Origin of the sequence: Wolbachia endosymbiont (group A) of Paraperithous gnathaulax, from assembly GCF_964028485.1 — a bacterium.
Lineage (GTDB): Bacteria > Pseudomonadota > Alphaproteobacteria > Rickettsiales > Anaplasmataceae > Wolbachia > Wolbachia pipientis.
In genome coordinates this window covers 1,209,733-1,235,442 of sequence record NZ_OZ034784.1, presented here as the reverse complement: position 1 = coordinate 1,235,442, position 25,710 = coordinate 1,209,733, and the positions used below count along the sequence as shown (strand labels likewise).

The following is a 25,710-nucleotide window of genomic DNA, read 5'->3' as shown; positions in this document are numbered from 1 at the left end:
GTTCTATGTCAAAAATCGAAGAATTTCGTTCTTTTATGCACGAGATAAACGTTGATGCATTTATGTTGCATACTAAAGATGAATATTTAAATGAGTATTCAGAGGAGCTAACAAAGCTGTGTGGCTTTACAGGAACAAATGGGCTACTTATCGTTACAAAAGACAACAAGTGCCCATTTTTTACGGATGGACGCTATATCACACAAGCTCGCAATCAGCTCGATCGGGGCAATTTTCAAGTATATAATATACAAGAAGAGGATCCACGCGAATGGATAAAAGCAAACTTAACATCGACTGCCTCACTAGGTTATTATTTGCAATATTTTACCATAGAAGATATAAGAAAGTATGAGAATATCTGTAAATTAATACCCTGTTTAGCTGAAAAAAAAAGTGACTGTCGAAAACAAGCAGTGGTTTTACATTCTATTGAATATGCTGGTGAAAGTAGTAAGGACAAATGTGAAAAAATAGCTAAAAGCATAGATAAAGAAGCTGAAGTAGTGCTTTTAACTGATCCAAATTCAATTTCGTGGTTATTAAATTTAAGAAATGAAAATGCTAAATATACTCCATGTATATTGGGCCGTGCTATATTGTATAAAAGCGGTAATGTTGGTTTGTTTATTCAAGATAAAGAACATTCAACTATAGAAGCAAATTTAGGCAATCATATAAATATTTTTGATATTAGTGAGCTAGAAAATTCGCTGCACAAGATAAATTCAATAGTCATGGATCCAAGCACAACTCCAATGAGTATCATGGCTGTAATAAAAGATAAACAGGTAGCTGAGAGAGAAGATCCTTGTCTAATTTATAAAGCAGCAAAAAACCAAACTGAAATAGCTGGGGCTATAAATGCGCATATCAGAGATGGAGTGGCAGTTACAAATTTTCTATATTGGCTTGAAAATAATGTTGGTACAGAACTTGAAGCTGAAGAAAAGATTTTAGAATACAGAAAAGAGCAGAATTTGTTTAAGCAACTAAGTTTTCCAATAATTTCAGCATTTAATGAGAATGGGGCAATAATTCACTATCGTGCAAGCAGTAAGACGAATAAAGTAATTCAGAAAGATGGACTGTATTTGATTGACTCTGGTGGCCAGTACCTTGACGGCACAACTGATGTGACAAGAACTGTAGCAATTGGCAATCCAACTGATGAACAAATAACCCACTATACAATAGTACTCAAAGCTCACATTGCTATAGCAAGTGTCATCTTTCCTCCTGGCACTACTGGTGGAGAATTGGATATATTAGCACGTACGCATTTATGGAAATTTGGAATGGACTATATGCATGGTACAGGGCATGGAGTAGGAAGTTACCTATCAGTACACGAAGGACCACAAGCAATATCAAAAAGTAATAAAGTGAAACTCACGCCAGGGATGATACTTTCCAACGAACCTGGCTATTACATTCCGGGAGAGTATGGAATAAGAATTGAAAATCTGATATATGTTGACAGGCAAGAAAACGGCTTCTTAAACTTTAAACAACTGACCTCTATTCCATATGATAGAAGACTAATAAATGTGCAAATGCTTACTAAGGATGAAATTGAATGGGTAAATGGCTACCATCAATTTGTCTATAAAAACTTAGAAAATAGCGTAAAAGATAAGGAATGGTTAAAGAAGGTATGTGACCCTTTATAAGCAAAGGAGCATTTTTTATTATTTAAAAAGTATTAATGCAATTGTGACAGGTATTTTGTATTGTTTTTAATTTTAAAATAATACATAATAAAGAACACGTATTTTTAGGTAGGTTATAATTATGATAGACAAAGGGCAAGAAGATGAATTTATGAAGCAGTATATGGATACTTGCAAAGAGCAAATAGAAAAATTAGCCAAGGATCCTGGATTGCTTAATCAGACTTTAAAACCATTTATGCAAATGTCTCAGCAGCTTATGGCTGGCGGTATGTTAGAAGGGGCTATGCCTGGCATGATACCTGATTTGGGCAGTATGGATGTTAACAAGATGATTGCTCAGATGAAGGAAATGATTGACTACATAAGAGGTAACTATAAGGAACTAATGAAAGAGCACAGCTCGCAGATTCAAGAGCTTGATGAATCCAGTAAAAAGCTAAGAGGCTTAGTTAAAAAATTGATAGAAAAGATCGAAAGTAAGTAAATAACATCTGGATTTCTGTCATTCTATATACAACTTTCTAGTTGGACGGTAAGTCGAGGTCAATTATTGATGCCATGAAAGTAGCTGACACTGGTTCCTTTATGACGGCAGTGCCCAGAGGTGTCATTCCAGTGCTTGACACTGGAATCCAGGAAACTTAACTTTACACCAGGTAATAAGAACTGGATCCCAGTGTCAAGCACTGGAATGACAGCAATCCTACGTCATACCGCGATTCATTCCATAGCTGTACGAACATTGTCTAGCAGGAGGGTGTCATCCCAGCGCCCCTATGATGTCATCCCAGTGCTTGACACTGGGATCTAGAAAAATTGATTGTGCACTATGCAACATTTTCGATCAAAAGCTGGATTCCAGTGTCAGCTACTTTCATCTGCCACGCGAATTGCCTGCAAATTGCAATGTTCATACAGTTATGAGCTAGTGTACATAATTGCACATGGGTTTTTACAAATTTGAAAATTAGTGTTAAATAAAAATATAAATGCAAAAGGAAAAGAAATGATTGAACTTAAAGGCCCAGAAATTTGTGCAGGCGGAAATAAGAAAAATTTGATTATTTTTTTACATGGTTGGGGCTCAAGTGGCGATAATTTCATTCACCTTGCTAAAGTTATGAGCAAGTTTTTACTGGGTTCATATTTTGCAGTACCCAATGCTCCGTTTGAAAGAGAAATAGGTGATGGTTATCAGTGGTTCAGCTTGGAAGATCGTAGTGAGGAAGCGCTATATAATGGAGTAAAAAATGCTACATCAATTGTAAATCATTTCATTGATACAAAATTAAAGGAGCTTAATTTAAAAGATACGCAACTTTCTTTAGTTGGATTTTCTCAAGGAGCAATGCTTGCAATACATACAGCTCTCACCCGCTCTCAATCCTGTGCATCAGTTGTTGCATACTCTGGTAGATTTCTTTCACCTTCAAAAACTGCACCAGAGATCAAGTCAAAACCTAACATATGTGTTATCCATGGTGATGCTGACGACGTGGTACCTTTTTCGTCCCTCGACTTAGCGGTTAAAGCTCTGAAAGAAAATGGAGTAAATGTTGAAGGACACCCAATTCATGCATTAGGGCATATTATTAATGAAGAGGGAATAAAATTAGGAGTAGAATTTATCAAGAAGAATTTTAAAAATTAATTTTCATGCACTTGTTTTGCTTTGGTTATGGATATGTAGCTAAATTTTTATCGAAAAAATTACTGAACTTAGGTTGGAAAGTCAGTGGCACATCAAGAAGTAAAGATATACAAAATGTAATCCTCTTTAATTATGAGAAGGTTAGCCAAGATCTGCTTAAAAGCGCAACGCACGTTTTAATTTCTATTCCTCCAGATGGTGATGATGTTGTGGAGAGATACGGTGATTGCCTGCAAAATGTTAAATGGTTTGGTTATTTGTCTGCAACTAGCGTCTATGGTGATCACTCTGGTAATTGGGTGAATGAGGAATCTGAAACAAAACCTATAGAAATCAGAGGAGAAAAGCGCCTTAGATCTGAAAGGAAGTGGCTGAATAGCAGATTGCCTGTACATATTTTTCGTTTAGCTGGAATATACGGTCCTGGTAGGAACGTGTTAATTGACTTGCAGCTTAGCAAAGCAAGAAATGTGAAAAAAGAAGGGCATTTTTTTTCTCGTATTCACGTTGAAGATATATCGAATATTTTATTTTCTTCCATGCAAAACATAAAACCTGGTGAAATATACAATTGTGCAGACGATTTACCCACTACACAATCTGAAGTGATAATGTATGCAGCCAAACTTCTCAATGTTAGCCCTCCAGAGCCAATTGAGTTACCAGATTATGCACAGAGTTTTTATTTAGGATCAAAAAGAGTAAGTAATGTTAAAATTAAAAAAGATCTTAATGTCTCTCTAATTTATCCTAACTACAAGGTGGGATTAGAGAGTTTGCATGTAAAAAAACTGAAATCACATCAGAATGATAGATAGGCTTATTGTCACTGCCATTAAGTTAAGGAAAGAATGGTTAAAAACTGAACTAAAAAGTCAGAAATAATTAAGGATTTATGACAAATGCTGAAACAGAATAGAGTAAACTTTAAAGCAGATAAACTCTGAAGTGTAAATTACTTAAGAAATAGTGACCTTACCCAGAAAAAGTGGAGAGAAAGAAAGGAGTTTTTTTGGGTAAAATAAAATTTTGGAGGATTAGAAATGGTAAGAGAATATACGGCAGAATTCAAATTGGAAGCTGTTAAACTGGCAAATGAACAAAGAAAGGCAGGTCAAACAATTACAAAAATAGCAAGAGATTTAGGAATAAAGGGTGGTTTATTAGGAAAATGGATGAAGAAATATAACGAAAAAAAGTCAGCGGCAAATGCATTTCCAGGTAGAGGTAACATGGCTCCTTACGACAAAGAGAGGTTTGATTTACAAAGCAAGAGTAACAAGGGAAAGAGACATTTAAAAAAAAGCCCTGGCCAGTCAAAAAGAGTAAAATATTTTTTTATATAGTAACTGCTATAAAGTACAGGAATTATGTAGGATTTTCTGCTAGTGGCTACTATAAGTGGACCACAAGAAAAATAAGCAGTAGAGAATCAGCAAATAAAGAGCTACTCGAAGCTATTCAAAAAATATATCAAGTTTCTAAATGTAGATATGGAGCTCCTAAAATTCATGCTGAATTGAAGGCTTTGGGTAAAAGTTGCAATTTGAAAACGGTGCAAAGTATTATGCAGAAAAATGACATCAGGGCTATACTGAGAAGAAAGTTTAAAATTAAAAAACAACAAACAGATAATAGAGCTGTAGCTCCCAATATACTAGATCAAAACTTTATTGTTGATCAACCAAATAAAGTATGGGATTACTTACATCAAAACCAAGGAGGGATGGCTATATTTGGCAGCAATAATTCTCACGTATGGTAGTTAATGAGTAGTGCAATAAATAAACAATTGGTTATGAACTCTTTATTAATGGCCATTAATAGGCGTAAACCTGTTAAAAATCTACTGCTGCACAGTGACCAAGGTTCACAATATACTGCGCAAGGGTATCAATATCTCTTAGCTGTAAAGAATATAGATGAGTAATAAAGGCTGTTGTTACGACAATTCTGTTGCAGAAAGCTTCTTTAGCTCATTGAAAAGAGAAATACTTATTGATACTTCACAACACTCTGCTCAACACACTAGAACTGCAATATTTGAATACATAGAAATTTTTTATAACAAACAACGTCACTATTAACTATTGCATTCCAGAACAATTTGATGCATCATTCTTTTTGTAAAAAACATTCCGCACTTTCTCTCCACTTTTTCTGGGTAAGGTCATATGTGTACATCCCCATCATGAATGCTATTTTCGGTAAAATCTCTTACAACGCTCAAAAGCAGAAAAACAAAAACTTGATTTTCTCAGCTAAATAGTGGACCATCAAAAGCACGCATAAATATCTACAATGAAAGAAAAAACTTTCACAATCATCGATGGCTATGGTTTTCTTTTCAGAGCTTACTATGTACTACCTCACTTAATTACCACAACAGGAATGCCAATAGGTGGTGTATATGGCTTTCTGAATATGGTTCTTAAGTACATTGCCCATTCGGACTACTTAACTATAGCACTTGATGCAGGGAAAAAGAATTTTAGGCACAATTTATATCCTGAGTACAAAGCGAACAGAGTAACGCCTCCTGAGGATCTAACTCCACAGTTCACCATACTGAGGGAAGCGGTAGAAGCTTTTAACCTCAGCTATGAAGAGATTGAAGGTTATGAAGCAGATGATATAATTGCAACACTAGCTGCAAAATACGCCAACCACCAAGACTTTAAAGTGGTAGTCGTTTCATCAGATAAAGACTTATTTCAACTCTTGAACCACAATATTTTAATATTCGACCCCATTAAAAATATATATATAGATGAAAAACAAGTAATAGAAAAATTTGGTGTAAACTCACACAAGCTTCTTGATTTATTTTCTCTAACTGGTGATGCATCTGACAACATTCCAGGCGTTCCGGGAATAGGTCCGAAGACTGCAGCTAAATTACTGGATGAATTTGATTCATTGAATAATATTATAGAGAACATTGATAATATCGAGCAAACGAGGATTCGTAATATTCTCACCGAACATAAGGAAAAAGCTCTAATTTCAAGAGAACTTTTATCACTATGCGAAAAAGTAGACCTTCAACATGATATTGCAAAATATGAAGTCCATTCTCCAAATATGGAAAAACTATTATCCTTTTTAAAGAAGTATGAATTCAATTCCTTAATAGGGAAAGTGGAAAAGCTTTTTTCCTATAATGGGTCTAGCACAAAAGAGAAAATAGAATATAGTAGTGAAGAGTTAGAGAAATTTTTGGAGCATTGTAGATATGAAGGCAAAATTGCAATTCATTACCACCTTGAAAACAATGTATTAAGTCTATCTTATAGCGAAAGTAATATTTTTTATATAGAGCAAGACAGCATACAAGATGCACTCATTATAATTAACTTAACTTTGCTCTCAAATGGAGTGCTTAAAATAATACATAACATTAAAGAGATCAGGAAAATCTTCCCTACAGTAGAGAAGATGCTAGATTCAGTTGATGATTTGATGATAATGTCGTATAGCTTGGATACAGGAAAGCATGATCACAGTATTCCAAACATAGTTGCGCATAATTTGAGTGAAAATGCAGAAATTTTCTCGGCAAAAACTTTAATAGCAATTCATGAAAAGCTAAAGCAAAGGTTATTTCAGGAAAAATTGCTCACAATTTACGAGCGCTTCGATAAGCCACTTATGAAAGTAATATTTGATATGGAGAAAAATGGGATATTACTGAACATACAAAAATTACAGGAGCTGTCCGATAAATTTCAGCAGGTAATTGCCGTGCTTGAAGATGAGATATATAATTTGGCAGGAGAAAGATTTAATATTGCTTCGCCAAAACAATTAAGTGATGTTTTATTCAACAAAATGGGGCTTAATAAAAAGAAAAAGTCAAAAAAATCTGGATCGTATAGCACCAATTATGAAGTTCTAGAGGCACTCGAAGAAGAAGGGGTAGAAATCGCAAGTAAAATCTTAAATTGGCGACATTTAAGTAAATTAAAAGGCACCTACACTGATGCATTAATAAAGCAAGTTGATCCACTTGATGGTAGAATACACACAAGCTTTTCAACGACTGCAACTGCAACTGGAAGGCTGAGCTCCAGCAATCCTAATTTACAGAATATTCCTATCAGAAGCGAAGAGGGAAATCTTATCAGACAAGCATTTATTGCGCCAAAAGGGCATAAGATAATTTCTGCTGACTATTCGCAAATAGAATTAAGACTCCTGGCACACGTTGCAAACGTTGCAGCATTTAAAGAAGCTTTTGCAAACGGACAAGATATTCATGAGATCACCGCAAGGCAAGTTTTTGGAGTGCAAGAAATAGATGAGCAATTAAGACGCAAAGCAAAATCCATCAATTTTGGAATTATATATGGCATTAGCCCATTTGGTCTTGCAAAGCGGCTTGGAATTACCATTGCGGAAGCTGCTGAATACATTAATTACTATTTTTCCTGTTACCCAGAAATAAAGGCCTATATGGAAAAAACAGTGTCTATCGCAAGATTGCATGGTTATGTAGAAACTTTGTTTGGCAGGAGATGCTTTGTAAGAGACATAAACAATACAATTCCTTATATAAGACAATTTGCAGAAAGGGCAGCAATAAACGCACCACTGCAAGGAACCGCTGCTGATATGATAAAACGTGCGACAATTCAGCTTTTTGACCAATTGAAAGTAGGTAAAATAATCCTCCAGGTTCACGATGAACTACTGGTTGAAGTAGAGGACGAAAAGGTACAAGAAACAGCAAAACTTATGAAAGATATAATGGAAAATGCAATAGAAATTTCTGTACCACTTGAAGTAGAAATAAAAGTTGGCGACAACTGGGGTCTAAATTCCCTTAATTATGACTTAAACATCGTGAATTCTAGGAGTATAGATTATTTGAATTAATATGAAAAATATGCTACAATTGAAGTATAGTAAATGTGAGTAACTCAGTTATGACAAAAATATTAACTCCACAAACAAAGAATTTGGAACCTTCAAATCAGGTAACTAACAAAGATGAGAAAATTTTTGAAAAAGAGGAACATCAGGTAATCTATGATTACTTTGTAAAAGTATTAGAAGGTAAAGCCGAATTAAAGGAGAACAAAGAAATAACTGATTATTTTATATCAGCTTATAAGGACATACTACTTAATAATGTCAATCCAAAAGATATAAAACCACTCAGTGAAGAGAATTTTTCTCAGTTTTTACTTTCTATGTTTAAAGAAATTAGAGAGCAAGGCTTAGCTAGAGAAGAGAAATTAAATAATGATAAAATACAACAAATAATAACCAAGTGTGTAGCTGATATACGGGGTACAGAAGCTAAAGATTCATCCATAAAGTTTGTATTGGAAATGCTGCTGCTGCTAATTGGAGGGATCAAAATAGACCCGAAAAATATTTCTGGCTCCTTTATGGATGGGATGAAAGAAAAAATACCATTCTTAGGTAAAGACAAGAAAGAAGAGGATGAACCACCACTCAGTGATGAAGAGATGGTAACAACGTTCTTAAGCAAGATCTTTTTTCCTGTCCTTCTTTCCACTATTCCAATGTTAATTTTTGGTCCTACTACACTCGGAGTAGTTCTTACTGCTATCGGCACAATATTTGCCATAAAAGGAGGAGTGGAGGTTCTTTTTTCAAATAACAAAAAAGGTACTTTGTATGACCCTAGCTCACAAGATAAAGATGATACAGAAAAGAGAGCAAAACTGAATGGAAAAATTCTCGAGGGCATTGATGATATTTTAAAAACCCCAGTTACAGAAGTTGAGAAAGGCACCTCTGTTTCTGAACAAATTTCCCAAGGAAAAGAAAAGAGTGAACAACAGCCTGTTCCTGAGCAAATTTCCCAGGTAGGAAACGAAAAAAGTGAGCAGCACGATCAATCTTGGACAGGAAAGGAAAACAAACGAAGGGAAAAACCACAGAGCAGCAAAGGTAAGACTACTCAGGTTTGCTAAAAGTGAATTGTGTAAGAGATCTGCTATTATTCTATAGCACATACAACAGGAGTATGGTCAGACGGATTTTCTAGCTTACGCAATCTATCATCTATGTAGCATGTTTCCAATTTATCTACAGCTTGTGGTGATAACAGCATATAATCTATTCGCATTCCTTGATTATTTCTGAGTGAATTGCCTTGATAATGCCACCAAGTGAATTGTTGCAAATTTGGGTGAGATATTCTAAACGCATCTTTAAACCCAAGATTCAAGATCGCTCTTAACTTCTCACGTTCTCTTATATGAAAGCACACTTGGCCATTCAATAAGTTTGAATCAAAGACATCAATTTCATCCGGTGCAACATTATAATCGCCAGCTATAATAGTTAACTCTTCATTCTTTAACAAAGTGCTCATCCTTTCATATAGATTATCAAAAAACTTGAGTTTATATTCAAATGCTTGAGAGTCCGGGCTTTGACCGTTTGGAACGTATACACTTCCCACCCTTACCTTCTGATTATTGTGCTTTATTATGCACTCTATATAACGCGCTTCTTGATAACCTTCTACGATATCAATCTTAAACTTCTCCAGTATCGGATATTTAGATAAAACACAAACGCCATTTCTTGCAACTTGTCCATAGACAGCACATTCATATCCCAGCTTCTCTATCTCTGCATAAGGAAATTGCTCTTCCATACATTTTATCTCTTGCAGCAAAATTATATCTATCTGACTATCAACTATAAAACTACAAAGTTGGTTAACTCTTTTACGTATGGAGTTTACATTCCAAGTTGCAATCTTTAGCATCAACAATCCTTATTAATTATATCAATTAAACTCTCCCCAGTAGGCAACCTCGATGTTATAATTTTTTTCCATTTGATTAACTTTAAACTATCAGCAATGTTTTTACTCATGGTATATGCAACTGCATTATTCATCACATGAGATAACCCACTTTTTAGAACTAATGAACAAAATATCCTTGCTGTCTGTGAGGAAAAAAAAGCAACACTATCAATTTTACCATCCAATAGTAAATTTTTACACCTATTAGTTAGATTCCTTTTTATAATTGTTTTATAGAGTACAACTTCTCTTACGTTAAAATCTTCTTCAGATAATCTCTTTTTTAGGTTACATGATACTTCTTGTCCCCTTATATACAAGAACTTTATTGCGTTTGAATAATGAGCTTTTATGAATGATATCAGACCATCAACGTTGCTGTCTGCTGAGATTATATCAGAAAATCCCAAATTTTTTGCAGCCTGCATGGTTGAATTACCAACTGTAATAATCGGAAAGTCATCCTCTTTGCATATTTGACTAAGAGCCTTTACACTGTTTTTACTTGTAGATATCACAACGTCAAATTCGTACGCAGATATATCAGGATTTAAGTACTTTATTGTGAATACTGGTTCTATAAAAACTTTGTATCCATACTTTCTCAATATATTTCTTGTATTGAACGAGTCCAATAAAGGCCTCGTTAATAAAATAGACTTCATTCTGATTTATTTCACTACTAGTAAAATAGTACCCTTTATACACAAATTACTGAATAAAAACTTTTATTTTGATAGCTTGAGCAATTATTCAAGTAATTGATGTGGAAGTAGGAGTACTAATACCAATTCCCATTACACGGCAAACAGATGGACAAAGATGGAAGAAAAGCCATAATGAAGTAAGTAAAATAGTTGAGGTATAAATGGCATTAAGATCAAAATTATTGGATGAAAAAGTAGTAGAATCAGCAAAAGAAATGCTGAAGAAAGTAAGGAATAATGCATATGTTTCAAAAAAACTAAATGCTGTAATTGCAGCAAAAAAGTACAGTATAACGGCTGTAGCAAAAATATATTGCATTTCAAGAAGCGCACTAACTTCGTGGGTAAAACTCTTGAAATTTGGCAGAGAAGAAAAACTGTTTGCTCCTCCACAACGCCGTAGAAAAACTAAATTAAATCAGGTTCAACTACAGCAAATTGAAGAGTGGATAGAAGAAAATCCTAATATTACCATTAAAGAAATGAGAATAAGAATCCAGGAAAAGTTCAGATTAAATATCAGCAAATCTACAGTACACCGCTATATGCAAAAGATGAAATTCTCATATATTACACCAAGACCAGTTCATAATGGACAAGATAAAAGCAAACAAGAGGAATTCAAAAAAAAATCTCAATGGAGCTATTAGCAAGTATCCAGAAAAAGAGCTATTTTTCTTTGATGAATCACGGTTTGGCACACATTCAAAGGTTGGACATGGGTGGTTTAAAAAGGGGATTAGAACACAGGTTAAAACAAAATTAGGTAGGCAAAATTTCTATCTCTATAGTGCGGTTAATCCTAGAAATGGAGAGAGTTCTAGCTTATTTGCACCAAATGTCAACACTGATTGCATGAACATATTTCTTGAGCAGATGTCGCAATATCTAGAAACACGAGAGGCTTTTCTTGTTATGGATTGTGCTAGTTGGCATAGGTCAAAAAATTTAAAGGTACCTAAAAATATCGATATTATATACCTACCTCCGTACTCACCTGAGCTAAATCCTGTTGAGAGGCTTTGGTTATATATAAAACAGAACATTTTGCGCAATAAAATATACGATACAATTGCTCTGCTTGAGGGTGCTTTGTGCAAATTTATTACTTCTCTTGCCAGCTCCACAATTAAACAACTCTGCAATGTCTCCTATTTGACTGGCCAACAATGAGAGTTGGTATTAGAGGTTGTCCGGAAACTAGTAAATTCAAGCATATTCCCTCTTTAACATAACCCTACTCATAGCTAGGTATATGAAATTCTCAGTGGATGTTGTGAGTAAATCATACTCCTTCGATAGCCTTCTATTCCTATTAACCCAAGCAAAAGTCCTTTCTACAACCCATCTTCTTGGCTGTACTTTAAACCCTTGTTCTCTTGTTGGTAGTAGCTCAGGTGGCGTATCTTTGTGCACCCAAAATCTACATGGAGGCCTTTTAACAATTTCAATATCTATGTCATATTCTTCCTTTATGTGATTCTTTAAATTTCTTCCTTGGTATCCCATGTCAGCCCACATTTTTTTAACTTTAGTATATTTTGTTCTCATATTGTTTAATGCTATTTTAATACCATCTCTATCATTTTCGTTAGCAGCGCCTACGTAACAACCTAGTATAAAACCCTGAGTGTCTGTAATTATATGCCTTTTTCTACCCTTTACTTTTTTACTTCCATCATAGCCTTTGATCCCCCCTTTTCTGTAGTCTTTACAGATTGACTATCTACTATACAGGCACTCGGCTGCTCATTCCTTCCTATTTTTCTTCTACTATATTTTGTAATTTCATAATTCATTTTCTCAAAAATTCCCTGCTTCTTCCATTGCCTGAACTGCTCATACACAGTCTTCCATAGCGGAAAATCATTTGGTAAATACCGCCATTGACACCCTGTACGCAATACATAGAAAATTGCTTCTAATATTTCTTTTTTGCTATACTTTGGCGGCCTTCCTCCTTTCTTGTATGATACTCTGAAGTGTTTTTCTATTCTTGCCCATTCCCTTTCGCTTAGATCTGTTGGATACTTTTTTCTCATCTTTACCCCGTACTAAAATTTCAGATATTATAGCCTTTTACTTGTTTCCGGACAACCTCTCAGTGATTTTTCTAATTTAATTAATACATTAGGATTAGCCTCTTTCTTGAACAACTCTATGCATTTTTTGATAGTTCCATCTCCATTTTTTTTTGGGCTTTCATGATTATGTGTTTTTTTTGTTACCTTTTTGTATATAGTGTTGTGCAATTGTTGGTTAATATCTCCTGTATTATTCTGAGATTTTTTTAAAGGACTTAGCATAACATTCCTCCATACATAATAAAATGTATAGATACCTTTTTAGCGTTAATTTTACATTAAAACTGGGCAATTATGCCATATATGGATAATTTGCTTATTGTGAGGTCGCTTAACTATTTGCTTTCTGGGCTTTCTACTTCTACAGATTTGCTCTCAATATAATTGTTTGCCTGTTGAACTAACATATTCACTACTTCTTTTACAGGCTTTTCCCTATCAACCATGCCAACACTTTGGCCAGCCATTAAAGATCCTGTTTCAACATCTCCTTCAATCACTGCCCTTCTTAAAGCTCCAGCCCAGAACTTTTCTATTTCAAGCTGCCCATCTTCTTTTGAGATCTGTCCCTTTTGGTATTCATCAATAACTTCTTTTTGACGCTTCATGAAGTCATCGCTTGCTTTGTTGGCTATAGCTCTTACAGGAATTACAGGAAAATCAGCACTTATCTGTACAGAAGGTATTGCATTACGTGCGGCCGATTTAATAAACACTTCCTTGAAATTTTTGTGGGCAATTGACTCATTAGTGCAGACAAATAATGTACCTATTTGACAGCCACTTGCTCCCATTTCCAGGTAATTAACTATCATTTCACCTCTTCCTATTCCACCTGCAACAAACACTGGTATTTGTTCATTTTTAAAATGAGGCAATATCTCTTGTGCAAGAACAGAAGTGCTAACTGGACCTATATGCCCACCTGCTTCCATTCCTTCTATTATTAATGCATCTACTCCCATTTTTACTAACCTTTTCGCAAGGCTTAATGCTGGTGCAAAGCACATAACTTTAATGCCTGCACCCTTGATTTTTTCTATATTAGGCTTTGTTGGCAGTCCACCGGCAAGCACTATATGGCTCACTTTCGTTTCAATACACACATCTATCAACTCACTCAACTTTGGGTGCATAGTAATTAGATTTACACCAAATGGCTTGTTAGTTAATTGCTGCGTCTCTATGATTTCTTTTTTTAGCAAGTCTGGAAACATTGCACCACATGCAATCACACCAAAACCACCAGCGTTTGAGATTGCTGAGACCAAGTTTCTCTCTGAAACCCAGCTCATAGCACCACCCATTATAGCAAACTCACTGCCAAGAAAATCTGTTCCTTTTTTCCAGAGGCTACTTAACATATAACCTATATCATACGTTTAAAAATGTTTTGTTTATCTATAAATGTGTGTTTTAAGGCGCCAAGTATATGTAAGATTATAAAGAGTACCATAAAATATGCAAGCATCGAATGTAGCTCGTTAGCCGTGTTAGCTAGGTCTTTGTTTTGATTAATCAACAAAGGGATATGAAAAAAATATTTGATCTGTTTGCCAGAAGCAGAAGACATGACATAGCCAGATAGTGGCATTAGCACCATCAAAGAATATAAACCAAAGTGTACTGCTTTACTTATATTGATTACAAACCGAGAAAAATTTGCTGGAAGTGGTGGAACATAAGTAAAGACGCGAAAAAATATGCGTACTATGATTAATCCAAGAATAGTGATACCGCAAGCCTTATGAATAGCGTATATGTTGAACTTAATTTCATTGCTAAGTGGTAAGCTTTTCATATAAAGTCCAGAGCAAAGCATACCGATAATAAAAACAGCCATCAACCAATGGATAACCCTTAAACCTAGGCTATATTTATCGTCTTCCATTTTGATTACCCTAAAGTAGCATTTATATAATAGAAAAACTATTTTTCAATCAAAATCATTAAAGCAATTTAGATTTACCGACAATGTAGCTATACAAATTCGACCCAGCCGGAAGTCAAGGGCACCTAAATCAAGAAACGGATTAAACGAAAAACTTACTTGACAAACTCCGCCAGCCTCCTTATCATGAAACTGAAGCTATTTATTTATCTTCTCTGTATAGATTAAATGACAAAAAAACTCAACGTATCTGGCGTCTCATGTTTAATTTTTTGCACTATGTGCACTCTATGTCTTTATCAAATTTCTAGGTTTTTACCTATACAAGCTGAAATACGCTTATAAAGCATTTAAAACATCAAAAAACGCCAACTTAAAAAATGGATAGTGAATAATTAGCTACCCTAGGGTTTCTTTTGCCTTTTTTTCTGTTTAGTAAATTTCTTAAACATTTATGACTAAAGGTTAGTTGCATTAAAAAGCAGCTAAATCGCGGTTATTAAGCGTTTAGAATAAAAAAACGCCATACTTGAAAGTATAATGTAAGTAATTAGCCAACCACGGGGCTTCTTTTGCCTTTTTTTCTGTTTAGTAAATTTCTTAAACATTTATGGCTAAACGACAATCGTCATCCCTGTAAAGGTCAAGTATCCCGCTACGTGTTAGCGGCTAAGAGATACCCGGCGGTATGACGGTTCGTGATGGCATGACGATAAGGTTCCAGTGTCAAGCGTTTGGCATGCAAATTTCCTTAAACGTTCGTAAGCTTAAAACTTTACTTTAGATCAAACTGCTGTATAGTGACTTTATAGCTTCAATTTTGTAATGAATATACCTAGTATAGAAAATTGTGATCTTCACAATAAAACCGTCTTACTCAGAGTTGACTTCAATGTTCCTATAAAAGATGGAGAAATTCGTGACGTCACTCGTATTTTGAGAGCATTGCCTACTATTCAGTATTTAGTGAATGCGAGTGCAAAGATTATTATTATATCACATTTTGGACGCCCAAAGGCCAGAGACAATAATCTGTCGCTAAAAAATGTAATTGACACTTTATCGCAGTTACTAAATAAAAAAGTGAAATTCATTGACGATTGCTTTGGTGAAAAAGTACAAAGAGCAGTAAGTGTTATGGATGCAGGAGATATAATATTACTAGAGAATCTAAGATTTTATAAAGAGGAAGAGCAAAGTGACTCAAATTTTGCCAAACAACTAGCATCTCTAGCGGATATATATGTAAATGATGCATTTTCTTGCTCTCACAGAGCTCACGCTTCTATTTCACGCATTACAGAATTTTTACCCTCTTATGCAGGGTTTTGCTTGCAAGATGAGCTAAAGTATCTTGAAAAAGCTGTATCGTTTAAAGCTAAACCTATTACTGCGATAGTTGGGGGAGCTAAAATATCAACTAAAATAAAAGTGCTTATGAAGCTAACAGAAAAGGTTAATTACCTAGTTCTAGGTGGTGCAATAGCCAATAATTTTTTGTCATTTAGCAAAGTAAATATAGGGAAATCTTTCTTTCAAAATGGTGTTGACGACCTTCTGCATAATATTCTTGAAACAGCAAATAAAAACAATTGCAAAATAGTTGTGCCAGAAGACGTTCTGGTTGCAGTAAACTCTGATTACAGCACTAGTATTTCAAGAAGAACTGAGTCCATTTTGGACGGTGATATAATTTTGGATATCGGACCACAAACTTTGAGTACAATAAGCAGTATAATAGCAAGCAGTAAGACTCTGCTGTGGAATGGACCTATTGGTGTTTTTGAACATTCAGCTTTTGCAAGCGGTACAATAGGGGTAATGAAAATCGTAAGTGACTTAACGCACAAAGGAAAGTTAACCAGCATAATAGGGGGAGGCGATAGTCTATCTGCAATAAGCGCTGCAGGCCTTGCCGATAAGGATTTTACATATGTTTCCACTGGTGGAGGAGCATTTTTAGATTGGTTAAGTGGCGATGAAATGCCGGGAGTTGCTGCTCTGCAAAAACGATTAGATTAAAACTTTTTTAAATTATTTCTTATAGGCTAGCTTTTTTGTGAACGTGATTATGTCGAAGACAGTTAAACTAATTTTGTGTTTAATAATACCAATAATAGGATTTATTTTTTATATTAAGGATCATTATTTTCACACCGGCTATGTAGAAGAAAATGTTGAAGTCAATTTTGAACCATTTTTCAGTTCACAACCAGCCACCGTTTCAGAATTAACTGACTTCGATAGAGGAGTGTTGAAAGTTTGTGGAGATTGGGGAGCACATCCAGATAAAGAAGATTTCAAAATTTTACTTAGTTGTCCGCAGCATCAAGAAGTAGTGAAAGGAATATATAAGTGATTACGCCAGATGCGGATTTGGAGTTACTTAAAGATGAACTGGCTAACATTTGGTTTACAAATAGTGGAAGTGAAAAAGAAACTATAGGGTTTGGACATATTTTTTGTGGTGAGCCAAACGATAAATTAGGTGGTATGCATTTTGTAGGTAGATATGTTGAAGCTCAAGAGGATAAATGGGCAGTTGGAATCCTGTGCAATGAATCAGATATTAAGCCGCCGGTTTATACATTTGGAATGAAATATTTGGGTAAGGATGGGGAAGTGAAAGTTAAATGCCCAAATGGATACGCATATAACCTTCATGCCGATAATTTCTGCAACTAAGGCGTTTAAGGAATTAGGAAAAGATGGAATGTGTCTATATGAAATGGAAGATGACAATTATCAATCAGTGTTTGTAAGAAAGAATGATGCTATACTCACGTTCTATCCTGACTTAACACCAAAATGTGATGATAAGAGTACTTATTGTAGTTGCGGTAAATCTTAATTTCAAAACCAATAGGGTGAACAAATGATAAAAATGCTATAGGGTGTAGCAAATCTAAATGAGTTAAAATTTTGATTAAAGGGTTTTGTGAATAATAATGAAGAAGGGCATTATTCGTCTAATAAAAGCAATTCAATACTCTTGTGAAGGAATAAAATCAGCTTTTATATCAGAAATTGCGTTCAGACAGGAGTTACTGCTTTTTATAGTATGTGTCTCAATTTTGTTTGTTTTGGATGTATAGCCTTTCTTATAATAGTCCGAATGCGATAAGATATGTGTTTATGGCTATAGCAGGCCAGTAGCATATTACGGTCTGTTCGGATTATTGTAAAAAGAGCTATAAGTAATCTAGAACGTGCAGTAATGATAAGCAGCCTATTCCTGGTGTTAATTGTGGAAATTGTTAACACTGCTTTTGAAACGACAATTGAGCGTATTTCCAGTGAACAACACATACTTTCAAAAAAGGTGAAAGATCTAGGTAGTGCAGCAGTTTTTCTTTCATTAATTAACTTCCTGATAACATGGATGATAATATTGATAGGTTAATACGAATGTTATTAAGATATGTTGTCAAACTCACCAATTAAAGTTTTTATATCTTGCGGTAAATCAGAGACAAATTCCATGTATTCCTTACTTTTTGGGTGGTATAAGCCCAGTGTATAAGCATGTAGTGCTTGTCTATTGAAATTACGAATGAAACTAGAGTTTTTAGCATATTTTGTGCTTTTACTACTATTTTTTCCATAAACTTGATCACCAACTATGGAATGTCCTATGTGGCTCATGTGGACTCGAATTTGGTGTGTTCTGCCTGTCTCTAAAGTGCATTTAACGAGGCTTACTTGTCCTATAACTTTTTGCACTAAATAGTGAGTGATTGCTAATTTGCCTGTGATTTTTGTTACACACATCATTTCTTTATTACCGCGTTTGGGAGCAATGTTAGTTTTTATCGTGCCTTGCTGAGAAGATAATGTTCCCCAAACTACTGCTAAGTATTCCCGCTTTATTTTGCGATTCGATAACAATTCAGACAAAAAACTATGGGCTGCTTCATTTTTTGCAATTACCATTAGCCCACTAGTATCTTTATCGAGTCTATGAACAATTCCTGGTCTTACATTAAGGTGAGCGATAACTGCGTTCAAAAGCGTATCATTGTTTGTCCCAGCACCTGGGTGCACTGTTAATCCACTTTGTTTACTCAGAACTATAATGTCCTCATCTTCATAGACGATATTAAGTTTTATGTCATAATTAGGCTCAATTGATGTGGATATGTCAGGTTGAACGAGATGCACCACATACTCTTCATCTGGTTTTACTATGTAGTCATTATTAATTATCGGTGTGCCAAGTAATTTCACCTGCTCATTTTGTATCAATCTTTGCGCTTTGCTGCGTGATATGTTGCATTTTTCAGCTATATAGGTGTCTAACCTTAATTTCTCTTTATCATTATTAACACTTAAGGTTATTATTGAGTAATCTATAGTGATTTACCCCGCGCCATTTCCCATGCTGCTTGAACATTTGGGTCTGTAAACATTGTTGCACTAGACTCAATTTGCAGATCACCTTGTTTTTTAATATGGCAAATTGTTTGAGAGCCATCTTTCCAGTAGATTGTAACTTTATTATCAAAATCTCGTAATGTTGCCTCAACCTTTTTTTCTTTATTATCTTTTTCTTCCAGCTTAATAGATTCTAATAAATAATATAAGAATTCACTTGGTTTGCCGTTGATTTTTTCTTTCCATTCATCTGTTTTTTCTTGTTCAGATTTTTTTTGCTCTAACTTTTCCTTCTTTTGCTGCAGCTTATTTTGTTCTGCTTCCAGCTCTAACTTTCTAACTGTGTCACGTAGTTCTTTGACTTTATTTTCTAATACTAATAATTTATTAGTATTATTTCCATTGTTAGCTTCTAAATCAGGCGTACTTGGTTGAGCTTGCTTCTTTTTTATTTCTTCTAATTCATTCCTTACTACGTTTAATTGCTCCTTCAATTCCGTTTTTTCCTCTTCTGTATCCTCTTTTAACTTTTTTAGCATGCTAAGGAACTCGTTATTATTAGACTGCGTAGTTGATTGAAGCCAGCCTACAAAGCGGCTTGGTTCAAATCGTTCAATTTTATCTTCAGCAATTTTAATAGCATTCTCTAACCTAGAAAAAGTACCTTCAATATCTAGTGAATGTGCTTTTTTTGTCAATTCTTTAGTGTTGTTTAAAACTTCTGAAATTTCTGCATGTAGCCAATCTAAATCTTTTTTGATGTCTTCTCTGATTTTTTTTAGGTGATCAAGCGTTTCTTTAATGTTAATATTTGCAGGCTTTAAAAGACTATTATCAAGTAAATCGCAAGCTTTTTTAAGGTTACTGTCAAATGAGTTGCAAAGCGGACTAAGTAGTTTTTTCATTAGAGATATTAGTTCATTTTCCCTTTTACCAAGCTTATTTTCTACTACTGATACAACCATGCCCTTTCCAGACCAGTATGGAAATAGAAGACCTAAAGAACTGTGTTTTCTAATAGTATGATTTTCATGATCCACGCTATTACTTATTAGATTGCTAAGTGTTGATATGATGCATAAAAGAATAGCGACTAATAAAGCTATTAATATTATTGGAGCATTAATGGATTGTGATATTGCTGAAACTACTATAATAGTACCAAATACATATGATCCAGTAAACAAGAGAATCCTATTTCTATTTTCTGCTTCTATATCTTCTAGTATTTCTCTCTGCGTCTTAGAACCTGTTAAGGATCTCGAAAATATGAGGTAAAATAAGCATAGTTAAGAAAGAGGTATATCTATGCAAAAAAGCTATCCAAGCGATATAAGTCAAGAACAATTTGAAAAAATTAGACCAATACTGGAGAGTAGCAGAAAGAAAACAAAACCAAGGAAACTTGATTTGTATGATGTATTTTGTGCAGTGCTATATGTCCTAAAAAGCCCCTGCCAGTGGAGAATGCTGCCAAAAGATTTTCCGAGGTGGGAGAACGTGTATTACTATTTTCAAATGTGGAATAAAAAGAATGGAGCAGAACCAAGCTTGCTGGAAATAGTCTTAAAAAAAATTAGTTGGAGAGGTTCGTATCAGCAATGGTCGGAAGAGAAAACCAGTTTCTGTATAATTGATGCCCAAAGCGTTAAAAACACAGATACTGCTGAAAAAAAGGGCTATGATGCAGGTAAAAAGATTTCAGGCATAAAGCGTCATATTGCAGTTGATACGCAAGGCTTGCCACACGCAATTCATATAACAACAGCAGAAGCAACTGATCGTAGCAGTGCTGTGGAAATGGTGGGAAAGGCTGAAAAAAACCTCTCTGAAGTTGAAAATATACTGGTTGATGCTGGCTATACAGGAGAAAATTTTGCAACTCAAATAAAAGCTACTATTGGTGCAACTGTTGAGGTAATAAAGCGGAGTGAATTACATTCTTTCGTTGTATTGCCAAAAAGATGGGTTGTTGAGCGATCTTTTGCTTGGTTGGAAAAATGTAGGCGTTTGTGGAAAAATTGCGAGCGGAAACTCAACACTAGCTTACAAATGGTTGTTCTTTCCTTCATTTCTATTCTATTGAGGAGATTTTAAACAGGTTCTTAGAAATTGGTAAAACTATTGAAAGCTTTTCCCCCTTTTTATCTAAATTTGTTACAATTTCAATTTTTTTAGCTTCTTGAGCAATCTGGCTGTACTGTTCATCAACTTGATAGTTTCCTATTTTTTTATCTATTTCATTCTCTTTTATTTTTTGTGTATTTATAAAGTTTATAACAGCAGTAAATAAGAGAACTATAAGAGGAATAAAGGCAAGAGGTGCTGGCGTGAACGCAAACCCAGCAATACTTACTGTAACAGGCTGAATAGAAAAGGCAGTAAATGCTATAAGAGTAGCAATGGTACTTGCTATCGATATAGTACCAGAATACTTTCTTATAGAGCTCAAAATTCTACTGGGCTGGTCAGAAAGTTTTCTAAATCCTAAAAAATCAAAATAGTCTTTGAAAGGATCTTGAGTGTCTGTAACCATAACATTTTTCTAGTTTAAACTTATTTAGGTATACGTTAACCAAACCTTAAAATCAAGTTTCTTAATTTTTCAACATGTGCCAAGGTCTATTGGAGCGCACTGTATTAATCTTTACGTAACGATTTGTTAACCAAACAGAATGTGTGCCATACGTTTCTAGATCAGCATGTTTAATAATTTTAGCGTTGCAAGCTGAATAGTCGAATTCACTTAATTGAATTATCAGATCAACACTATTACAGTTTCTCAAGATATCTTCTTTTTTATAAGCAAGCAGTACTGATTTATTATTTCCTTTATTATATATACAGCCATACTTTAGTCTTTTATCTGGATTGCTATATTTTGTATGATTCAAAATTTGGTTCTGTCCGTTTTGCTTTGCCCACGTTTTGATAACAAAATTTCTGCTTTTTCTAGTGAGAGAATATAGTAAGTTATCACTCTCCTTTGCAGCAACATTATCAGCATTTATTAGGATGTCGGGGGTTTTATATGCAGCACTAAAGCAAATACCTAGTACAATAAAAAAAAATCCCAAAAAACGCCAATTTCTTTCCCACAAGCACAGCCACAATAACCCAAATGTTATTATAATAATTGATGAGGCAGGAAAAGTACGAATGGGAATAACCAAATACTGAAGACTAGCGATAGCGTTTGTTATATACAAAATGCTGTCAATTGGGCGCTCTATAAATGGCGCTATAATCCATTCAATACCTAAAGGAATCAATAAGACATAAATTATTCCAAGTGGAATAATAATTAATGTAACTATTGGTATAGCAACTAAATTTGTGATAATGCCACTAATTGAAAAATAATTAAAATTATATATCGTATACGGAACAGTTGCTAAACTTGCTATTACTGAGCTGATCATTATCGACACAAAATATTTCATTATTTTTATTTTGAATAATTTATTAGCATTAATTTGATAACTGGCAACCAGTGCCAAAACAGTAGAAAATGACATCTGAAAGCCTGGCTTTAAAATTGCTTCTGGTTCTACTGAGAGTATCACTGAAGCAGCAAACGCAATTGCTATTAACCCTCGATATTTTCTCTCTATCATTATTGCAACGAGTACTAAAATCACCATGATGTAGGCACGCTGAGCAGAAATTTGCATGCCGGTAATCAACAAATAAAACGTGGTTGGCAAAATAGTAAGGAATGCAGATATTTTCTTGGTGTTATACTTAAGAGTTAAAGTTTCAGATGTTGCAAATAAATTACGAAACACTATAAAAAACAGGCCAGCAACAAATGATAAATGCAAACCAGATATGGCAAACAAATGTGCTATACCTGAATCTCGTATCGCATCCATAGTTTTTTGGTCTATTCCGTCCTTTTTACCGATCAGTAATGCAGAAATTATGTCTGCATGTGGTTTTTTAATATTTTGCTGCAGGTTTTCATAAATGTATTGACGGAAAGATTCCATATACTCTAGAAATTGCCTTGCTTCAGCCTTTTTGTGTAGGGCTATTTTGCTTGTTGCAAAACCTGTTGCACTTATTTTCTGGTAATATGCTATTCTTGCAAAATCGTATGCATACTCCGAAGGCGCAATTTTTGGAGGGAAGAGTTTTGCTGATAATTTTACTTGATCGCCTATTTTAATGCCTTTTTCCACTTTGGTTCTAACTGATATTCTGATGTTATCTAGAGCTCTATCCGGTGTCATTCCAGCGCGTGACGCTGGAATCCATATCTTTTTTTTCTGGATCCCAGTATCAAGTACTGGGATGACAGAAGAGGGCGCTGGGATGACAGAAGGGAGCACTGGGATGACAGAGGAGGATTCTGGAATGGTGGAAGGCTTTGTAATAGAAAGCAGAAATTGTTTGTATGAGCCCCTGTCATTAATATCCTTCACTGTGGCAACGATATTTTTTACATACCTCTCTTTATCAAGAATTTGAGTATCAACTAAAGCTGTTCTTAATTTACTGGCTGTAAATCCTATGAGCACTGCAATTAAAGCAATGCATAATATTGCGTACTTTCTGTATAATATTGCAATCAAAATTAGTGTGGGTAAAAGCAAAAGAAAAATAGATATGCAGCTTGGTTCAAAACTTAGGGAAAAATATGTTAAAATTCCTGCACACTGAAGAACAGGAAACCACAGTATCAAGTTATATTGTTCATTGCGCAGATTGTTACGTATATAACTAACTATTATGTCAAGAAAAGTTAATAAGTGTGTCGATATTTGCATGTGGTGAAATTTTATTTTTCTTTTTTCATTATTTGTATATATAATAACTAAATAAGCAACGACGCGGGATGGAGCAGCTCGGTAGCTCGTCAGGCTCATAACCTGAAGGTCGTAGGTTCAAATCCTACTCCCGCAACCATTTTTAAGGATATAGTTGTTCCACTTTCCAATCGCTTCCCTCAACAAGAGTGTATCTAAATCTAATATGCTTCCTATATTCACCTTCTTGCCAAAATTCAATTACTTTTGGGATTACGCAAAATCCCACCCAAAAATCAGGACGAGAAACTTGTGTATTGTGAAATTCTTTTTCCTTCAATTTTATAGCTTGCTCAAAATCTTGCCAATCTTTCAGAATGCTCGATTGTTTTGAGCACCATGCGCTAATTTGACTACCCAGCGCTCGAGAAGAGAAGTATTTGTCAGTTCTTTCATCGTTTAGAAGTTTAACCTCTCCTTCAATTCGCACTTGCCTAGCAAATTCTATCCAATGAAACACTAACGCAGCTTTGGGGTTCTCAGTCAATTCTTTCCCTTTTTTACTGTTTACGTTAGTGAAAAACACAAAACCTTCTTTGCTATATTCCTTTAGTAATACTACTCTTGCAGATGGAATGTAGTCTTTGCTACAAGTTGCTAGCGTCATTGCAGTTGGTTGTTCACACGGAGAATTAAGTACTGCTTTGTACCACTTTGAAAACAAATCAAACGGATCTTTTTCAGGTGAGAATGTCATATCTAAAAATAAAATCTTAATTCTGGCACGCGTTGCAAAAATAAGTGCTACGGCCATTTTGTCGTATAAGTGTTATGATATTATTGCAAATCTTGCAAGGTTTTTGAACTTTACCATATACGTAAAAGTTATTTTGAAAGTATCCAGCAGATCCAGATGGCTGTGCATAATCTTTCAGTGTTGAACCGCCTGCAGCAATTGCATCACTCAGAGTATTTTTTATTTCAGCAGCAAGTTTTTCGCACTCTCTATAGGTCAAGTTTTTTGCTGACCTGAGTGGTGATATACGGGCTCTAAACAAGCTCTCAGAAGCATATATGTTGCCTACGCCAACTATTGATTTATTGTCCATTAACGCTGATTTGATATTCACTTTTTTGTTTTTCAGCAACTCCTGTAAATAGTCTCCACTGAATTCATCCGTGAGGGGCTCTATTCCGAAACCGTCAAAAAAATTTATTTCTTGTTCTTTGCTTAAAATAATAACTAGTCCAAATCTTCTTGGGTCATTAAAGATTATTGAAGTATTATCGGAAAATAAAAATACCACGTGATCGTGCTTATTCCGCACTTGAGCATATATAAGCTTTCCGCTCATGCCAAGATGTATGATTACAGCCATACTATCTGTATTCCAGATTATATACTTACCTCTACGCTTGATATCGTTTATAACTTTGCCCTTTAGCAAATCATCAATATTTTTTGTTATTGGTACACGCAAATTCCAATTATTTACTGTAACACTGCTTATTTGCTTGTTTTTAATTTTATCAAGCAAAAAATTAGAGATTACTTCCACTTCCGGTAGTTCTGGCATCTTGTCTACTCTGTTGCTGTTTTTTTCTTTTTACAATATTTTGCTTTAAAGCTTTTGCCAATCTTTTTCTCTCTTCTTCTTTTTCCTTATTCCTTTTTGTGTTATTCATTATCATAATATATAAGACTGCCGTTGTAGCTCAGGTGGTAGAGTACGTCATTGGTAATGACGAGGTCCCAAGTTCGAATCTTGGTAACGGCACA

The 25,710-nt window shown here is 34.7% G+C and carries 31 protein-coding genes, 2 tRNA genes and 2 pseudogenes; 22 read left to right on the top strand and 13 right to left on the bottom strand.

Annotated elements, in window-relative coordinates:
* The first annotated feature begins 5 nt into the window (after positions 1-5).
* The 11 genes from ABWU74_RS06570 to ABWU74_RS06515 all read left to right on the top strand — a co-directional run bounded on the left by ABWU74_RS06570 (position 6) and on the right by ABWU74_RS06515 (position 9,275).
* The gene (locus ABWU74_RS06570) at positions 6-1,673 is read left to right on the top strand and encodes an aminopeptidase P family protein (protein WP_353289303.1); all 1,668 of its coding nucleotides are present in this window, start codon (positions 6-8) and stop codon (positions 1,671-1,673) included.
* A gap of 121 nt (positions 1,674-1,794) precedes the next feature.
* Positions 1,795-2,160 carry a hypothetical protein gene (locus tag ABWU74_RS06565; protein WP_209472454.1) on the top strand — a complete coding sequence of 122 codons (366 nt, stop codon included), beginning with the start codon at positions 1,795-1,797 and terminating at the stop codon, positions 2,158-2,160.
* Positions 2,161-2,295: 135 nt separating this feature from the next.
* Complete coding sequence (locus ABWU74_RS06560; protein WP_265023607.1) at positions 2,296-2,487, top strand: hypothetical protein; 192 nt, start codon at positions 2,296-2,298, stop codon at positions 2,485-2,487.
* A gap of 195 nt (positions 2,488-2,682) precedes the next feature.
* On the top strand, positions 2,683-3,327 hold the full coding sequence (locus ABWU74_RS06555; RefSeq protein WP_015589325.1) for an alpha/beta hydrolase: 645 nt from the start codon (positions 2,683-2,685) through the stop codon (positions 3,325-3,327).
* 5 nt (positions 3,328-3,332) lie between these two features.
* Entirely contained in the window at positions 3,333-4,145 is an 813-nt protein-coding gene (locus ABWU74_RS06550) for an SDR family oxidoreductase (protein ID WP_353289302.1), read from the top strand.
* A gap of 225 nt (positions 4,146-4,370) precedes the next feature.
* Complete coding sequence (locus tag ABWU74_RS06545; RefSeq protein ID WP_209472831.1) at positions 4,371-4,673, top strand: transposase; 303 nt, start codon at positions 4,371-4,373, stop codon at positions 4,671-4,673.
* Positions 4,658-5,092, top strand: coding sequence for an IS3 family transposase (locus ABWU74_RS06735; RefSeq protein WP_144078574.1), 435 nt, complete (start codon positions 4,658-4,660; stop codon positions 5,090-5,092). The genes ABWU74_RS06545 and ABWU74_RS06735 overlap by 16 nt, the downstream gene beginning before the upstream one ends.
* 3 nt (positions 5,093-5,095) lie before the next feature.
* Complete coding sequence (locus ABWU74_RS06530; RefSeq protein ID WP_010082071.1) at positions 5,096-5,257, top strand: DDE-type integrase/transposase/recombinase; 162 nt, start codon at positions 5,096-5,098, stop codon at positions 5,255-5,257.
* The gene (locus ABWU74_RS06525; protein WP_084741697.1) at positions 5,250-5,414 is read left to right on the top strand and encodes an IS3 family transposase; all 165 of its coding nucleotides are present in this window, start codon (positions 5,250-5,252) and stop codon (positions 5,412-5,414) included. The genes ABWU74_RS06530 and ABWU74_RS06525 overlap by 8 nt, the downstream gene beginning before the upstream one ends.
* 214 nt (positions 5,415-5,628) lie before the next feature.
* Positions 5,629-8,205, top strand: a complete 2,577-nt coding sequence (gene polA, locus ABWU74_RS06520; protein ID WP_353289301.1) for a DNA polymerase I — start codon at positions 5,629-5,631, stop codon at positions 8,203-8,205.
* A gap of 50 nt (positions 8,206-8,255) precedes the next feature.
* Positions 8,256-9,275: a hypothetical protein gene (locus tag ABWU74_RS06515; protein WP_070356955.1), complete on the top strand. Its 1,020-nt coding sequence runs from the start codon at positions 8,256-8,258 to the stop codon at positions 9,273-9,275.
* 26 nt (positions 9,276-9,301) lie between these two features.
* Here ABWU74_RS06515 and ABWU74_RS06510 read toward each other — a convergent pair whose 3' ends face one another.
* Positions 9,302-10,081 carry an exodeoxyribonuclease III gene (locus ABWU74_RS06510; RefSeq protein ID WP_006279450.1) on the bottom strand — a complete coding sequence of 260 codons (780 nt, stop codon included), beginning with the start codon at positions 10,079-10,081 and terminating at the stop codon, positions 9,302-9,304.
* Complete coding sequence (locus tag ABWU74_RS06505) at positions 10,081-10,788, bottom strand: uroporphyrinogen-III synthase (RefSeq protein WP_353289300.1); 708 nt, start codon at positions 10,786-10,788, stop codon at positions 10,081-10,083. The genes ABWU74_RS06510 and ABWU74_RS06505 overlap by 1 nt, the downstream gene beginning before the upstream one ends.
* Before the next feature lie 203 nt (positions 10,789-10,991).
* Between ABWU74_RS06505 and ABWU74_RS06500 the strand changes: the two genes are divergently transcribed.
* Positions 10,992-12,003 (top strand): IS630 family transposase gene (locus ABWU74_RS06500; RefSeq protein WP_094745768.1). Its coding sequence is split into 2 segments (ribosomal slippage): positions 10,992-11,453 and positions 11,455-12,003, totalling 1,011 coding nucleotides; the frame shifts between segments, so codons are not numbered across the junction.
* 36 nt (positions 12,004-12,039) lie between these two features.
* On the opposite strand, the pseudogene ABWU74_RS06495 reads toward ABWU74_RS06500, so the two are convergent.
* The 4 genes and pseudogenes from ABWU74_RS06495 to ABWU74_RS06480 all read right to left on the bottom strand — a co-directional run bounded on the left by ABWU74_RS06495 (position 12,040) and on the right by ABWU74_RS06480 (position 14,805).
* Positions 12,040-12,872 (bottom strand): annotated as a pseudogene (locus ABWU74_RS06495) (IS5 family transposase).
* A 57-nt stretch (positions 12,873-12,929) separates the two neighbouring features.
* Positions 12,930-13,136 (bottom strand): annotated as a pseudogene (locus ABWU74_RS06490) (DUF350 domain-containing protein); the annotation flags it as partial.
* A 113-nt stretch (positions 13,137-13,249) separates the two neighbouring features.
* Positions 13,250-14,278, bottom strand: a complete 1,029-nt coding sequence (locus ABWU74_RS06485) for an NAD(P)H-dependent flavin oxidoreductase (RefSeq protein WP_209472394.1) — start codon at positions 14,276-14,278, stop codon at positions 13,250-13,252.
* Positions 14,279-14,283: 5 nt separating this feature from the next.
* Positions 14,284-14,805 carry a cytochrome b gene (locus ABWU74_RS06480; RefSeq protein ID WP_010082022.1) on the bottom strand — a complete coding sequence of 174 codons (522 nt, stop codon included), beginning with the start codon at positions 14,803-14,805 and terminating at the stop codon, positions 14,284-14,286.
* A gap of 825 nt (positions 14,806-15,630) precedes the next feature.
* Between ABWU74_RS06480 and ABWU74_RS06475 the strand changes: the two genes are divergently transcribed.
* The 6 genes from ABWU74_RS06475 to ABWU74_RS06450 all read left to right on the top strand — a co-directional run bounded on the left by ABWU74_RS06475 (position 15,631) and on the right by ABWU74_RS06450 (position 18,208).
* Positions 15,631-16,827, top strand: a complete 1,197-nt coding sequence (locus tag ABWU74_RS06475; RefSeq protein ID WP_010963073.1) for a phosphoglycerate kinase — start codon at positions 15,631-15,633, stop codon at positions 16,825-16,827.
* A gap of 49 nt (positions 16,828-16,876) precedes the next feature.
* Positions 16,877-17,164, top strand: coding sequence for a hypothetical protein (locus ABWU74_RS06470; protein ID WP_012673373.1), 288 nt, complete (start codon positions 16,877-16,879; stop codon positions 17,162-17,164).
* Positions 17,161-17,490 carry an EndoU domain-containing protein gene (locus ABWU74_RS06465; protein ID WP_010082007.1) on the top strand — a complete coding sequence of 110 codons (330 nt, stop codon included), beginning with the start codon at positions 17,161-17,163 and terminating at the stop codon, positions 17,488-17,490. The genes ABWU74_RS06470 and ABWU74_RS06465 overlap by 4 nt, the downstream gene beginning before the upstream one ends.
* The gene (locus ABWU74_RS06460) at positions 17,468-17,656 is read left to right on the top strand and encodes a hypothetical protein (RefSeq protein ID WP_010082006.1); all 189 of its coding nucleotides are present in this window, start codon (positions 17,468-17,470) and stop codon (positions 17,654-17,656) included. The genes ABWU74_RS06465 and ABWU74_RS06460 overlap by 23 nt, the downstream gene beginning before the upstream one ends.
* 97 nt (positions 17,657-17,753) lie before the next feature.
* Complete coding sequence (locus tag ABWU74_RS06455; RefSeq protein WP_244663030.1) at positions 17,754-17,900, top strand: diacylglycerol kinase; 147 nt, start codon at positions 17,754-17,756, stop codon at positions 17,898-17,900.
* Between the two features lie 122 nt (positions 17,901-18,022).
* The gene (locus ABWU74_RS06450; RefSeq protein ID WP_353289299.1) at positions 18,023-18,208 is read left to right on the top strand and encodes a diacylglycerol kinase; all 186 of its coding nucleotides are present in this window, start codon (positions 18,023-18,025) and stop codon (positions 18,206-18,208) included.
* Between the two features lie 11 nt (positions 18,209-18,219).
* Here ABWU74_RS06450 and ABWU74_RS06445 read toward each other — a convergent pair whose 3' ends face one another.
* Both ABWU74_RS06445 and ABWU74_RS06440 read right to left on the bottom strand, forming a co-directional pair.
* Positions 18,220-19,164: an RluA family pseudouridine synthase gene (locus tag ABWU74_RS06445; protein WP_038227940.1), complete on the bottom strand. Its 945-nt coding sequence runs from the start codon at positions 19,162-19,164 to the stop codon at positions 18,220-18,222.
* A complete protein-coding gene (locus ABWU74_RS06440; protein WP_264705870.1) occupies positions 19,155-20,219 on the bottom strand; it encodes a hypothetical protein in 1,065 nt (354 codons plus the stop codon). Before ABWU74_RS06440 ends, ABWU74_RS06445 begins: the two co-directional genes overlap by 10 nt.
* 31 nt (positions 20,220-20,250) lie before the next feature.
* On the opposite strand from ABWU74_RS06440, the gene ABWU74_RS06435 reads away from it, so the two are divergent.
* Positions 20,251-20,457, top strand: a complete 207-nt coding sequence (locus tag ABWU74_RS06435; protein WP_353289298.1) for a hypothetical protein — start codon at positions 20,251-20,253, stop codon at positions 20,455-20,457.
* Positions 20,458-20,487: 30 nt separating this feature from the next.
* The gene (locus tag ABWU74_RS06430) at positions 20,488-21,276 is read left to right on the top strand and encodes an IS5 family transposase (RefSeq protein ID WP_353289297.1); all 789 of its coding nucleotides are present in this window, start codon (positions 20,488-20,490) and stop codon (positions 21,274-21,276) included.
* Here ABWU74_RS06430 and ABWU74_RS06425 read toward each other — a convergent pair.
* Positions 21,254-21,715 carry a hypothetical protein gene (locus ABWU74_RS06425; RefSeq protein ID WP_353289296.1) on the bottom strand — a complete coding sequence of 154 codons (462 nt, stop codon included), beginning with the start codon at positions 21,713-21,715 and terminating at the stop codon, positions 21,254-21,256. The two genes, ABWU74_RS06430 and ABWU74_RS06425, sit on opposite strands and share 23 nt — an antisense overlap.
* Before the next feature lie 61 nt (positions 21,716-21,776).
* Entirely contained in the window at positions 21,777-23,951 is a 2,175-nt protein-coding gene (locus tag ABWU74_RS06420) for a ComEC/Rec2 family competence protein (protein WP_264705867.1), read from the bottom strand.
* 62 nt (positions 23,952-24,013) lie between these two features.
* Between ABWU74_RS06420 and ABWU74_RS06415 the strand changes: the two genes are divergently transcribed.
* Positions 24,014-24,090 (top strand) — tRNA-Met (locus tag ABWU74_RS06415).
* 3 nt (positions 24,091-24,093) lie between these two features.
* Here the strand turns inward: ABWU74_RS06415 and pdxH are convergent.
* The 3 genes from pdxH to ABWU74_RS06400 are packed head-to-tail and all read right to left on the bottom strand — an operon-like array spanning position 24,094 to position 25,616.
* On the bottom strand, positions 24,094-24,687 hold the full coding sequence (gene pdxH / locus ABWU74_RS06410; protein WP_209472544.1) for a pyridoxamine 5'-phosphate oxidase: 594 nt from the start codon (positions 24,685-24,687) through the stop codon (positions 24,094-24,096).
* Between the two features lie 16 nt (positions 24,688-24,703).
* The gene (gene mutM / locus ABWU74_RS06405; RefSeq protein ID WP_353286351.1) at positions 24,704-25,507 is read right to left on the bottom strand and encodes a bifunctional DNA-formamidopyrimidine glycosylase/DNA-(apurinic or apyrimidinic site) lyase; all 804 of its coding nucleotides are present in this window, start codon (positions 25,505-25,507) and stop codon (positions 24,704-24,706) included.
* The gene (locus ABWU74_RS06400; RefSeq protein ID WP_187296969.1) at positions 25,473-25,616 is read right to left on the bottom strand and encodes a hypothetical protein; all 144 of its coding nucleotides are present in this window, start codon (positions 25,614-25,616) and stop codon (positions 25,473-25,475) included. The genes mutM and ABWU74_RS06400 overlap by 35 nt, the downstream gene beginning before the upstream one ends.
* 19 nt (positions 25,617-25,635) lie before the next feature.
* Between ABWU74_RS06400 and ABWU74_RS06395 the strand changes: the two genes are divergently transcribed.
* A tRNA-Thr gene (locus ABWU74_RS06395) sits at positions 25,636-25,708 on the top strand.
* Positions 25,709-25,710 lie beyond the last annotated feature (2 nt).